Source organism: Pseudomonas sp. RGM2987 (assembly GCF_022952855.1).
GTDB lineage: Bacteria > Pseudomonadota > Gammaproteobacteria > Pseudomonadales > Pseudomonadaceae > Aquipseudomonas.
Genome location: NZ_JALJDX010000215.1, coordinates 20,559 through 32,691 on the forward strand (window position 1 = coordinate 20,559; position 12,133 = coordinate 32,691).

Genomic DNA, 12,133 nt, shown 5'->3' on the forward strand with positions numbered 1-12,133 from the left:
CTTTTGGCTCGTTGCCAGCGGCTGAATCGCCGCTACTTTTTTAGACGTGCGACTGGCAACTGCTGGCCGACTTTTGCCGGTCATGATGGGCAGAAATCGAGCCAAATAGCGCGCTCGGCGATGTCATACGAAACTATGATTACTCAGTACTGAAGATGCCGACTTATGAAGTCGGTAGCAATCCATTCTCGGTATAGGCTGGGAAAGAAATCATCGACTCGGTCGGAGGGTGCTCGTAGGCGGAGGACAACACAGCACTGAGTCGATCGCCCAGCAGATTCCAGGCACGTTTCTTCTCTTCGGCATAGTCGTGATGCAGGTAGTGGCGTCTCACCCGAGAACCGGCCAGCACATGGTTTTGGCAGCGATCGATGACGTCCAGGCTGACCCCCAAAGCCTGCATCATGGTTGCCCCCGTACGGCGCAAGTCATGCGGCGTCCAGTCGCCGTTTTGGCCGTCAGCAAGGACCAAGGTATCGTCATGGCACCGTCTGGAGAGGGCCTTGCGGTTTTTGAACCGGGCCTGGCGATCACCCACCTGCTTGCTCACCACCTTTACGTCCACATGCCCATCATCCTGCTTGTTCGGAAAGCACCACTGCGAGTCTCCCGTCAGGGTTTTGAGTTCCTGAAAGAAATGCAGGGCGAAGGGCGAGAGGAACACATGGTGGTCTTGTTTCTTGCCACGGGTGCCTTTGACGTTTTCGCTCGGGAGGAACCAGGTTTGCTGGTCTAGATCGACATTTTTCCATTCCGCCTGCAGCAACTCGCCAATCCGGCATAGCGTGCCCAGGCTGATCCAGAGCGCGAGCTGCGTTTTCTTCTTTAGCGGACGAATGCCGTCGTATTTTTGGCCCGCGGGGAGGGCATCATAATCGGCAGTCATTTGCTGGAAGCGGGTGTGCAGTTCCAACAGCTCAGCCGGTGAGAGGATGCGGCTTCTTTCCGCTTCGTAGTCGGCAGGGATCAAGGGGGAGATGTCGACCAGCTCAGTTGGATCACCCTCGATCAATAAGGCTCGCCAGGGTTGGCGCTTTCTGGCCCAACCGAACATCTGAGTGAGGTCGGCGAAGAAGCTGATGGCTTGCCGGTGAGCGCCGCGGTTGACCACGGTGCGGATCAGCGCCCGAACATCGTGTTCGGAAACATTGTTCACCGCTGTCCTGCCAAGTGCCGGGAATAGGTCCTTGTTAAAACGGCGCTGCAACTCGGCATTGCCGTCTTTGCGCGCGACGCCATCCAACAGCCAGGCGCTGGCCAGATCCTGGACGGTCAGCGTTTGCACCTTCGTCGTTATTGCATGTTCGGCCTCTACGTTAGCTGCGGCGTATGCCTGTGCCTTGGCGGTTTTCTTCTGCTCGTTTGGATTGATCTGCTCATCGATGAGCGCTCGGGCCTGGTTGCGGGCCTTGCGAATGTCCGTCAGGGATTTGCGCGGCCAGGTTCCGCAGGCGTACTCTTTATTTTGGTCGCCCCAGCGATAACGGTAGAAAAAGCTGACCGATACGCCGTCCTTACGCAGGGAAATTCGACCCGCGAGATTGCCATCCTCCCGGAGGATCCGGCCGGCATCATTGGCGGTCAGCGACTCGAGTTCTTTGATGGTGATTTTGGCCACGAAACGGAATCTCCCTACTTTTACCCCCACAAAAACGTCGGCTCTTGATGGACGTTACTGGACTCTCGTAGAGCAGAACACCGCTGGAGCTCAAGTAAATACTAGCTTATAAAAATCCAGAGTGAAATTTCGGAGTCTTTCAAGAAGTATAAAAAAGGAGATGGGGTGCTAGGGGTCGAGTGTTCGAATCACTCCGTCCCGACCATATTTTTCAATGACTTAGCCGCTTTCGAGCGGCTTTGTTGTTTCTGCCATAGGGACTTTCCAAGTGACCTTGGCTTTCTTCATGCTTCCCTCCTTCTCGTCTCGGTTCTTCACGCCGGATCTGGCGTTCCTGCCTCCAAACCCCGCCCGAATCAGGAGTACGCTCGTTCCCAATTCCGGTACCGCGATTTCCCAATTCCATTGGAGTTTGCAGACTTCCTGCTCTCGGCATCCCGTATTGACCTTGAACATAGCCATGGTCTGAAGGTGCGCCGGCAGCTCGGCGAACAGGATCGACTGCTCTTCCCATGAAAGCGGGTAGGGCTTGCGGCTATTCGTCTTCTCATCCAGGAGCGAAATCATCGGTACGACGTCTAGCAAAAAGGGCGGCGCTCTTCGTCGCGCCACTTCCTGGCGCAGAGGTTTAGCGCCCTGATTACCCGCTTAAGCGCGGTGTTCACCGTCCGGTTGGTAACCCGGTTTCCCCTTTACCGGATTCAGCTTCGACTGGATGTATAAAGCGAGTGCATCGTCGTCGATGTGCGTTAGCGGCATACGACCAGCGAACAAACCCATTTCAAGGAGTTGAGCGATGCTCAAACCAATCAAGCTCGCCTGCGCGATCAGCTTGCCACTTCTGATCTGCGGCTGTTAGTCCTACTCAAGGATTCAGTCAGTTGGAGCCCAACTTGACCCAGCGCATGCTCAAAGAGTTATCGACATCACCGACGACGGGGGCCGGGGGCTGATCGCGCTGGCTGCCTGCCAAGCTTACGTAGAAGGACTGAATGAAAGATAAGGGCGATAAAAAATCGGATTCAATGCTGTTATGGAGCGGAATAGCTTTGCCGTTGTGAGACATTGGGCGACAATTGCCCGTTTACAAGGAGGTTCAAAATGGACCGTAACAACAGTCTCGACTCATTGCGGTTCCTAGCGGCGCTTTGCGTAGCGGTAGCGCACTGCCTAACGGCTTTTTCGACTCAGCCGTTTCACGCCCAGACTTTGTCGATGATGAATTTTTCCAATGTCGAGGGGGTGTTTGCTCGCCTCATCCAGCTTTTGTTCAACGCGCACTCAGCAGTAATCATTTTTTTCGTTCTTAGCGGTTTTGTATTGACTCTCTCTTTGCAGCGTCTTTCTTCTGTGAATTATGGGGTCGAGTTTTTCGTCTTCGTTATACGTCGTGTTTATCGTATATTTCCTGCCTTGATCTGTAGTCTTCTTATTCTGGGGTTCATGATCAGCTATCCGTCTGAAAAATTAGTGCAGAATATGCTTTTGATGGATACGTCAATTAACAGTGTAGCCTGGACTTTGAAGGTTGAATTGGCGGGATGTGTTGTAGTTTTTCTTGGGTTTGCAGTTCATCGTCTTTTTCGGCCTGGATTGGTATTTTTAGGCTTGGCGCTTGCATTGCTTTATTTTTCAGGTTTGATTTCGCCAATTTATGCTAAATATCTTCCGGCCTTCTTTATTGGGAGCTTGATAACGTACGCGCGAAAGGATGTGGTTGTCGGTCCATATGTTTCTCATGTGGGCCTGCTGCTTATGCTCGTATCGGACATGGCGTTTGGGTATAAAAGTGATACATCAATAATCGTCCAGACAATATGTGCAGGTATTCTGATTCTGAGCATTTCTCGGTCTGGATTTATGCCGTGGTTGAACCGCCCGGTTCTGACGTTTCTGGGTAAAATATCGTTTTCGTTTTATCTTATGCATCTGATTGGAATGATCCTGACCCGGCAGCTTTGCGTAAAGCTGGGCATCCCGCTTGGTGGGATGTCAATGATTGGAAATGCAGCCGTTTATGCGGCGATATCCGTCTCCCTGACGATTGCAATATCGGCGATCACCTATTACTTAGTAGAGCAGCCTATGAATAAGGTTGGAAGTGACACTGCTAGCTCTTTTAGAAAGATGTTTCTTCGCCGCTGCTGGACCGGTACATCTACTGCATCCGAGACACAGCCAGTACCCTAATCGAGATAGTCTTTGCTGATCACATTGGCCATCTGCCAAGCGCAGGTCAAAGGATTGAATCAGCAATAGGCCTGATCAGCTCGGGGCCCTGATTTCTCACGGTGCCGACGGCGCGGTCCACCTTGAACCATTCGAACGTCTCGGTCTGCTCGCCTTGGTGAAGGAGCATTTGTTCGACGCGCTCCTTGGGCGTGGCCGGGTCGAGCCATTCCCGGGCAAGCTCGGGTTTAGCACCACGGGGCGACCGCCGATAAATCCATAGCAAGGCTCCAGTTTCATGCTCAGAGCGACGTATCAAACCGTCATACGGTCGAATTGAATCTCTTTCGTCTGCGTCAAAACGGAAAACCTGCATCCACAGAACGCCAGCGATTCTAGTTGGCCGGGTTTTTTCCGCCTCTCGAACAAGATCAATAGTCTTTCCGTACAGAGAGTCGTCGGTATTCGGGTTCCACTCCTTGAAGAGCGTCGTTGCGCCAGCGCTGACCTTGATGATCCCGAATTTTCCTGATGTCTTCATGCTTTGGGCGAAGGAAGTTTCAGGACCGAAACCCTTCACTTCAGAAACGCCAGGGGCAAGCGGCGCCCATTTTCCGGCTTTGAAGAAAAGAGCATTGCTTTGCTTGCGTGCGCTTCAGCGACTCCGGCAACTTCTGCGCGTCGGAGCGCATGCCGACCATATTGCTTTGGCCGAGCAGCAAGTAAACAGGTAGGGGGGGCTCTGTTCCTGGAGCTTTCTGCTTTGGCGTTACCAAAACGGGAGAAAATCAGCGTGATACAAAGTGCTGCAAAACCCAAACTTCATCAGTCATTCCCTGAAAAACAGACCTTTCCATCGCCGGTAGGACCGACACGATGGTCTCATTTTATATAACCCCGCTGCGGAGCGGTTTTTTTGAGAAAATTTACGGCTGGGACCAGTCAGCTTGGTACAGCTCCTGGCAGACATGGTGCGTTTCGGGGTGGTTGGCGGTGTGCCATTCAACCGCGTTGGGCAAGTGATCAGCTGCCCAGAGTACTTGCACTCCCGCGTCGCGGGAACCGGTGGACCATTCGCCGAGGCTGGCGGTAAACATAGATATCCTCGCCAGCTGGCGTGATTCGTTGATTAGGGGAGGGTGTTGGATGATTGCCCGCAGAACCAAAATCAGAAAATGAAGTCTTCATATGGGCTTGCAGCCATCAATGAATACGGACAAAAAATAATGAGCCTAATTGACTGCCCTGAATGCAATGCCAGGATCTCCGATAAAGCCTACTCCTGCCCCCACTGCGGCAATCCTTTTCGCGAGCCGCCATCTGGCCGCTATTTCAGCGAGAAAAACATTGGACAGATTGCTGGGGTCACCGGCATCTGGCTGACAGCTCCTTGGCTCGCACGGATGGTGTTTGGGATTGTCTGTGTGATTGCAATCGCAGCGGTTTTCATATTCCGCTCAAGCTGACAATAAAAAATGCAGCGGCCGGATTTGCAGTAGACGACTGGACCCTCTTAGACCAGGCCCAGCTGCACGTCGGTATCCGTTTCATCGTCCCAATGACTGGCATCGCTATCGCATCTGATGCCGCAGTGGTTGCAGTCGAACCACCAGCCGGCATCGATGTAGGCCTTGGCCGGTATGAAGCGGGGGCTGGCGTACTGGTCGGCCTACTGAGCCCTACGACAAGACACCGCGCCGAAGTCCGTGCCGATCGCATCTGCACCCACCCTGACGCTGGGCTGCGGCATTCGATGTAGTGAACTGGAGCGTGGAATCTTCCAGGTCGTTGGTCTGGACGGAGTAGGCCAGTACCTTGCGCGACGCTGGAGCGACTTTTGGCTTCTTGGTCATGGTTGACTTCCAGCCAACCCTCCCTGAGTCAGGGTGGAAAATTGATAGTCGATGGGATTGAATAGAGCAATTTTGCGAATGGACGAGGCGGGTTATGCTGTTTGCTCAAGGTCTACGGTTTTTCGGTATCGCGGCGTTAATGCTGGTGGCAGCTGGCTGCAAGTCGTACACAGAAAAGGCGGCAGAAGGACTGCCAAACTCTCAAACCGCTGGCATTCGGGCGATTGAGAAAACGCTTACGATTGCCAGGGTGGACGGGGCAGATACTCTTTATGCGCTGTATACGCAGCGGACGGAATATCGATTGACAGCGGGACCCCACCGGTTAGAAGTAAAGAAGTGGACAGGTACACAGGCGACACGGCCGATTTTTCGGGACGTTAATCTGATCGCTGGTCGGGAGTACGGCCTCCAGTCTGTGCCAAGCGAAGATTGGTGGGATTTCAAGATTGAGGATTTGGAAACAGGACAACGTGTAGACAGGCCAGTCAACCCATAGGGCAACAATGCACCTACCCGTCCTCAGTGACCGGGTTGGCAATTTGGTTTGTAAGACCGCGCAGGTACGGCAAGCATTAAAAAAGTCCGCCGAAGAAGCGGGTACGACAGAACCTCAAAGACAATCGGACTTGCCTATCTGAAATTCAGTGATGGGAGAGTTGCTTGCGTCATTGAGGGTGTAATTCACCAGAAGCCCGGACTTCACGAATGGGCCTAGAAACTTCTCATCGCAGGATGCGGCGGCGGCAACATCCTTTCTTTCCTTAGCGAATGCATCGAGGTCAACTTCATCTTTCGAGATGTTTGTAAGCGTGACCGAGATCCGCATGACCTCATCTTTGTAGGTTACCGAATCGATGCGACTACCATCGAACGTCTTCTGGGATTGGGCATTCATGATGAGCGCAATGCCTTTGAGATTGCGTTCCCGCTCTTCTTTTTTATCTTCCGAAGCAGACTTGGCGTGCCAAAGTTGAAGCAAGACAAAGAGGGAAATCATTACCGAAAAAAATACGATAGGTCCGCGGTAGTGCTTCAACTGAGAGCTCCATGGCAAAATGCTATTGCGTATTTGAGCATGCCGCCCCAATCGTCTCAAGCGGAAAAAGATCCATGACTCAGGCGCCCGGATCTTGAAATCAAGGTTCTTGAGTGCGGTCCGCAGATGACGTCTAGCCAGAAATACCAGCGCCTTGGCTACTCACCTGAGCCGACGCAGAACCTCATCCAACAACCTCAATGCAACGCCCAAGACCTCGGCACCGGAACATGATCAAACTTCGAAATCGTCTTGATCCAATAACGACGATAGTCAGTCTGATCAGGCGCCAACGGCTTGTGGGTTGACCACTGATGCCCAGCCTTGAGACTGGCGCGATAAGTCTCCCATTCTTTCTGTTCGGCGACTTCCCGGGCCTTTTGCCTGTCGTCGAACCAGCCGAGGACATAGGGTTCGCCCTGGTCCGTGCCGTGCGCTATCAGTAGATAAATCTCTGTCATTGCTGGCCTGCCTTGATCCTGAAACCCGCTCACTGCTCTTACCCAGGGTATCGGCAGCGCTGTTCTGTTTTTGAGATTTATTAATGTCGGGTCGACAGCCCGCAGAGCAGTTGAACGAGGAGGGGGCGTCGATAAAATGTACCTAGGTGTACATTAGTCGATCGGCACGGTACATTCGGACCACGCATCATTGAAAAGGCAAGCGAGATGTCCCAGGTAGGCAAGGCGCGTGGCAAGGCGCAGGACGCGGGTTGGCGGGGGTCGCCGGAGGGTTGGCTGGAGGCGGCCTACGAGGCGCTGAAGGAGGCGGGTATCGACGCGGTTCGGGTCATGCCGTTGGCCAAGCGCCTGGGCTTGTCTCGTACCAGTTTCTACTGGTTCTTCGAGGATCGCGAACAGCTGCTGGCGGCCTTGCTTGTCCGCTGGCGCGACACCAACACCGGGGGGCTGATCCGCCAATGCGAAAGCTACGCGGAGAGCATTTCCGAGGCGATCCTCAACGTTTTCGAGTGTTGGCTGAACCCCCGATTGTTCGATTCGCAGTTCGAGTTCGCCGTGCGCAGTTGGGCCTTGCAGTCAGCCGAGGTGGCCCAGGAGGTCTCGGCGGTGGATGAGCAGCGAATGCTTGCGTTGGCGAACATGTTCAAGCGCTTTGGTTACGACAGCCAGGCCGCCGATACGCGGGCGCGGACGATTTATCTGACGCAGATCGGCTATATCACCATGAACACCAGTGAGCTGATCACCGTGCGTTTCCAGCGCATCCCGCATTACGTGAGCATTTTTACCGGGAAGGTACCCAAGCAGCGTGAGCTGGATCGTTTCTACGGGAAATTCGGTTACGCCGAAAAAGAGCCTGGGCTCTTCGTGCCCCTGACTGACACTTTCGCGGGGGCCAGCGATGATCAATGAGACGGTCGGTATCATTGGTGGCTCCGGCTGGTTGGGCGGCTCGATCGTCAAGGCGCTGCTGGCGAAGGCCTTGCTGCCGGCGGGTAAGCTGGTCATTTCCAACCGTTGCGGTGAGCATCCGTTGGCGCGACAGGGCGTCTGTCTGGTCGCCGATAACCAAGTGTTGGTGGATCGCAGCGATGTGATTGTCATCGCGGTTCGACCCGAACATTTTGCCAGCCTGAACATCAACGCGACTGGCAAGATCGTCATCTCGCTGATGGCCGGGATCAAGGCGCAAACAATCGCCGAACGGACCTCGGCGTCGGCCGTGATACGGGCGATGCCCAACGCGGCGGTGGAGATAGAACAATCGTTCACGCCTTGGTATTGCGCGGGTGAGGTAGCCGCAGCGACGCGTAACCTGGTGCAGCGCTTGTTCGAAAGCGTCGGTACCGCGGCGCAGGTCCAGGAGGAGGATTTTATCGATTACCTCTCGGCACTTTCGGGTACCGGTCCGGCTTTTCCTGCTTTGTTGATGACGGCGCTGGCCGATCAGGCGGTGGCTGCCGGTGTCCCGGCTGATATTGCCCGGCTCGCGGCAAAGAACGTCGTGGTGAACTGCAGCCAGTTGCTGGCGAGCCACGATCCTCGGCAGATGATCGATTCGTTGGTGGCTTATCGCGGTGTCACGGCCGCCGCTTTGCAAACGATGACCGAGGGTGGCTTCGAAGAGCAGGTCGGCAGGGCGCTGCGAGAAGGCGCTGCCGTGGCTCGCAAGGGGCTTTAGGCCTGACGGGAAATGAAGAGTGCCCCTGGTGTGCCCAGGGGCATGATTTCAGATGTCTTTGAGCAACCGCAGCGCATCATAGATGGCGGCGTGGGTGTTGCGCGCCGACACCGCGTCGCCGATCCGGAACAACTGGAAGCGGCCCTCGGGGTGGGTCACGATGTTCTGGGGCTTTCCGGCGATCAGGTCGTGCTGTTCCACCGCGCCGCCATTGCTCGAATGGACGCGGAGGTCGAAGTACAAGTCATCCAGGGGAAGCGTGCCGTGGTTGATCACCACCTGGTCGACCACGCGCTGTTTGTGCACCTGTCCATAATCGCTGCTAAAGCGGGCGAGCAACTGGCCGTTGTGCTTCTCCACGGATTCGACCCGGTAAGTCACGGTAAAGGTCACGTCCAGGCCTTGCAGGCTGCGCATGTAGGGCACCAGGTTCATTGCCATGACTTCCGGGGCAAATGAGCGGTCCGGGGTGACGATCTCCAGTTTCGCACCGCTGTTGGCGATGAACTCTGCGGCTTGTAGCGCCGCGTGGTCACCGGCATCGTCGAAGATCAGTACGTTCCTGCCCGGCTTCACGTCGCCGGAAATGATGTCCCAGGTCGAGACCACCAGTTCGTTGCCCTGCTTGAGCACCTCGGTGTGGGGCAGGCCACCGGTGGCGACGATGACCACGTCCGGATCCTCGGCCAGCACGGTCTCGGCCTCGGCCCAGGTGTTGAAATGAAATTTCACGCCCAGGCGTTCGCATTGCGCCATGCGCCAGTCAATGATGCTGATCATCTCGCGGCGCCGCTCGCTCTGGGCGGTCAGGCGGATCTGCCCGCCAGGCTGGTCGGCGACTTCGAATACCGTGACGGCATGGCCGCGCTCGCCGGCCACCCGTGCGGCCTCCAGGCCCGCCGGGCCGGTGCCGATCACCACCACCTTGCGTCGGTGCGGTGCCTTGGAAATGTCGTGGGGCATGGTGGTTTCACGACCGGTGGCGGCGTTGTGGATGCAGTACGCGGCGCCACCCTGATAGATGCGGTCCAGGCAGTAGTTGGCGCCCACACAGGGCCGAATGTCCTCTTCGCGCTTCTCAATGATCTTGCGCACGATGTGCGGGTCGGTCATGTGCGCGCGGGTCATGCCGATCATGTCCACTTTCCCGGAGGCGATGGCATGGCGCGCCGTGGCAACGTCGGGGATTTTCGCCGCATGAAAGGTCGGGAAACCAGTGGCCGAACGGATCTCGCCGGCAAAGTCCAGATGCGGTGAGTTGCGCATGCCCTGGATCGGAATCACGTCGGTGAGGCCGGCATCGGTATCGATGTGCCCGCGAACCACGTTGAGGAAGTCGACCAGGCCGCTGTCCTTGAGCATGTGCGAGATCCGCAAGCCATCCTCTGCACCGAAACCGCCCGGCAAGTCCTCGTCGCCGGTGTAGCGCACCCCCAGCAGGAAATCCTCGCCGCAGCGCTGGCGAATGCCCCGCAGGACCTCGAAGGTAAAGCGCAGGCGGTTTTCCAGCGAGCCCCCGTACGGGCCGTCGAGATCGTTGGTCAGGGGCGACCAGAACTGGTCCATCAAATGACCGTAGGCCTGCAACTCCAGGCCGTCGAGGCCGGCCGCCTTCATGCGTTCGGCGGCATCTACATAATCCTTGATGATCCGGTCGATGTCCCAGTCCTCCATCTTTTTCGGAAAGGAGCGGTGAGACGCTTCCCGGCGGTGGGAGGGCGAGACGACCGGCAGCCAGTCGGCCTTGTCCCAGCGTGTGCGCCGGCCCAGGTGGGTCAGCTGGATCATCACCGCCGCGCCATGTTCGTGGCATTCGTCCGTCAGGTCCTTCAGCCACTTGACCACTTCATCCTGGTACGCCAACACATTGTTGAACACCGGCGGGCTGTCGCGGGAAACGGCGGCGGAGCCTGCGGTCATGGTCAGCGCCACACCGGCCTTGGCGCGTTCGACGTGATAAGCCCGGTACAAATCCTTGGGCATGCCGTCGACGGGATAGGCGGGCTCATGGGCGGTGGTGATGATCCGGTTTCTGAGCGTGAGATTTTTGATTTTGTAAGGATGCAGCAGAGGATCGCTGGACATGGTGGTGCTCCGGAACAGAACAACGGGCGTGGTTTTGACACGACGGTATGTTCAATGTTCATGTATGTCAATCTCTGTGACATAGGTGTACATTTTGCTTGTGTGGAGAGAAGACCAGGACTAAGATCCCTTCGAAACGGGAGCGTCGAGTCACCGTTTGCGTCGCCTGAAGTTGCCCAAGAACGACATGAAAAGCCCTTGTGGATGCGACGTCCTGTTGCGTCCTCGGGAAGTTGATCTTTCTGCTGCCCTGCCAATAACAACTCATACAGTACGCGGAGATGAACCATGATGAGGTTAAGCAATAGCACTCCCTTCGGCTGGCTTGCCGGCTTTGCGATGGCCATCAGCAGCCTGATGGCTCACGCCGAGGAGCCCACGCCGATCCGCATCGGATGGGTGAACTGGTCGGATACGGAAATCGCGGTGAAGCTGGCCGACACAGCGCTTCGAGATCATCTCAAGCAACCGGTCAAGTTGGTCCTGGCCGATATAGGCATCCAGTTCCAGGCCTTGGCCAATGGCAGCATCGACCTGATCCCGATGGTCTGGCTGCCGAGCACTCACAAGTCGTTCTATGACAAGTACAGCGACAAGCTGGAAGACCTCGGCGCGCTGTATGAAGGCCGGATCGGCATGGCGGTGCCCACCAGTATTCCAGTCAGCGAGATTGCCAGCGTCGAAGACCTCAACAAACCGCAGGTGCGGGAAAAACTCGGCGGCAAGATCCTGACTTCAGAAGTTGGCAATGGCCAATACAAACTCACGGAAAAGGCCATCAAGGAATACCGGCTCGATGGTTACAAGATGGTCGCGTCTTCTGAATCTGGAATGTTGAGCGAGTTGGACCGTAACCTGAAGCGGGACAAATGGTCTTTGATCAACGCCTGGAGTCCGCACTGGATGTTCTCCAAATGGTCGCTGCGCTATCTGGATGACCCGAAGCAGATCTTCGGCGGCGCGGAGCAGATCCACGCGATGGCCCGCAAAGGCTTCAGTGCGGAGCATCCCGATGTCGCCCGATTCTTCGCCAACTTCAAGATTCCCCAGGCAGACCTGGAAAAACTGATGGCGGCCGCCCGTGACAGCTCGGCGGACAAAGTCGTTGCCGAGTACTACGCAGCCAACAAGCCGCGCTTTGAAGCGATGTTCGGCGCCCAGGCCGGATCGGCTACGGCGAGTCAGTAATCACTAGGGCTCGGTGGCGGTCGCAGGATCACCGTCTGG

The 12,133-nt window shown here is 56.1% G+C and carries 10 protein-coding genes and 5 pseudogenes; 7 read left to right on the forward strand and 8 right to left on the reverse strand.

Annotation, left to right across the window (positions count from 1 at the left end; translation table 11 throughout):
- Positions 1-163: 163 nt before the first annotated feature.
- Both RGM2987_RS21280 and RGM2987_RS21285 read right to left on the reverse strand, forming a co-directional pair.
- Positions 164-1,618 carry a site-specific integrase gene (locus tag RGM2987_RS21280; protein WP_245144799.1) on the reverse strand — a complete coding sequence of 485 codons (1,455 nt, stop codon included), beginning with the start codon at positions 1,616-1,618 and terminating at the stop codon, positions 164-166.
- A 297-nt stretch (positions 1,619-1,915) separates the two neighbouring features.
- Positions 1,916-2,428 (reverse strand): annotated as a pseudogene (locus RGM2987_RS21285) (site-specific integrase); the annotation flags it as partial.
- Between RGM2987_RS21285 and RGM2987_RS21290 the strand changes: the two are divergent.
- Positions 2,384-2,621: pseudogene (locus RGM2987_RS21290) on the forward strand (lysis protein); the annotation flags it as partial. The pseudogenes RGM2987_RS21285 and RGM2987_RS21290 overlap by 45 nt on opposite strands.
- A gap of 98 nt (positions 2,622-2,719) precedes the next feature.
- A complete protein-coding gene (locus RGM2987_RS21295) occupies positions 2,720-3,808 on the forward strand; it encodes an acyltransferase (RefSeq protein WP_245144800.1) in 1,089 nt (362 codons plus the stop codon).
- A gap of 46 nt (positions 3,809-3,854) precedes the next feature.
- Here the strand turns inward: RGM2987_RS21295 and RGM2987_RS21300 are convergent.
- The 3 pseudogenes from RGM2987_RS21300 to RGM2987_RS21310 form a co-directional block, all read right to left on the reverse strand.
- Positions 3,855-4,031: pseudogene (locus RGM2987_RS21300) on the reverse strand (DUF159 family protein); the annotation flags it as partial.
- A 138-nt stretch (positions 4,032-4,169) separates the two neighbouring features.
- Positions 4,170-4,367 (reverse strand): annotated as a pseudogene (locus RGM2987_RS27560) (sialate O-acetylesterase); the annotation flags it as partial.
- Positions 4,368-4,719: 352 nt separating this feature from the next.
- Positions 4,720-4,884: pseudogene (locus RGM2987_RS21310) on the reverse strand (DNA cytosine methyltransferase); the annotation flags it as partial.
- Between the two features lie 45 nt (positions 4,885-4,929).
- Between RGM2987_RS21310 and RGM2987_RS21315 the strand changes: the two are divergent.
- Both RGM2987_RS21315 and RGM2987_RS21320 read left to right on the forward strand, forming a co-directional pair.
- Entirely contained in the window at positions 4,930-5,253 is a 324-nt protein-coding gene (locus RGM2987_RS21315; protein ID WP_245144801.1) for a zinc ribbon domain-containing protein, read from the forward strand.
- Between the two features lie 481 nt (positions 5,254-5,734).
- Complete coding sequence (locus RGM2987_RS21320) at positions 5,735-6,139, forward strand: hypothetical protein (protein ID WP_245144802.1); 405 nt, start codon at positions 5,735-5,737, stop codon at positions 6,137-6,139.
- Between the two features lie 114 nt (positions 6,140-6,253).
- On the opposite strand, the gene RGM2987_RS21325 is transcribed toward RGM2987_RS21320, so the two are convergent.
- Both RGM2987_RS21325 and RGM2987_RS21330 read right to left on the reverse strand, forming a co-directional pair.
- Positions 6,254-6,679 (reverse strand): hypothetical protein, encoded by a 426-nt coding sequence (locus tag RGM2987_RS21325; RefSeq protein WP_245144803.1) that lies wholly within the window; start codon positions 6,677-6,679, stop codon positions 6,254-6,256.
- Positions 6,680-6,876: 197 nt separating this feature from the next.
- On the reverse strand, positions 6,877-7,140 hold the full coding sequence (locus tag RGM2987_RS21330; protein WP_245144804.1) for a hypothetical protein: 264 nt from the start codon (positions 7,138-7,140) through the stop codon (positions 6,877-6,879).
- Between the two features lie 207 nt (positions 7,141-7,347).
- Between RGM2987_RS21330 and RGM2987_RS21335 the strand changes: the two genes are divergently transcribed.
- Positions 7,348-8,052 (forward strand): TetR/AcrR family transcriptional regulator, encoded by a 705-nt coding sequence (locus RGM2987_RS21335; RefSeq protein ID WP_245144805.1) that lies wholly within the window; start codon positions 7,348-7,350, stop codon positions 8,050-8,052.
- Complete coding sequence (locus tag RGM2987_RS21340; protein ID WP_245144806.1) at positions 8,042-8,821, forward strand: pyrroline-5-carboxylate reductase dimerization domain-containing protein; 780 nt, start codon at positions 8,042-8,044, stop codon at positions 8,819-8,821. The genes RGM2987_RS21335 and RGM2987_RS21340 overlap by 11 nt, the downstream gene beginning before the upstream one ends.
- A 48-nt stretch (positions 8,822-8,869) precedes the next feature.
- Here the strand turns inward: RGM2987_RS21340 and RGM2987_RS21345 are convergent, their stop codons facing one another.
- Positions 8,870-10,906, reverse strand: a complete 2,037-nt coding sequence (locus RGM2987_RS21345) for an NADH:flavin oxidoreductase (RefSeq protein WP_245144807.1) — start codon at positions 10,904-10,906, stop codon at positions 8,870-8,872.
- 288 nt (positions 10,907-11,194) lie between these two features.
- On the opposite strand from RGM2987_RS21345, the gene RGM2987_RS21350 reads away from it, so the two are divergent.
- A complete protein-coding gene (locus RGM2987_RS21350; RefSeq protein WP_245144808.1) occupies positions 11,195-12,094 on the forward strand; it encodes a glycine betaine ABC transporter substrate-binding protein in 900 nt (299 codons plus the stop codon).
- Positions 12,095-12,133: the final 39 nt, after the last annotated feature.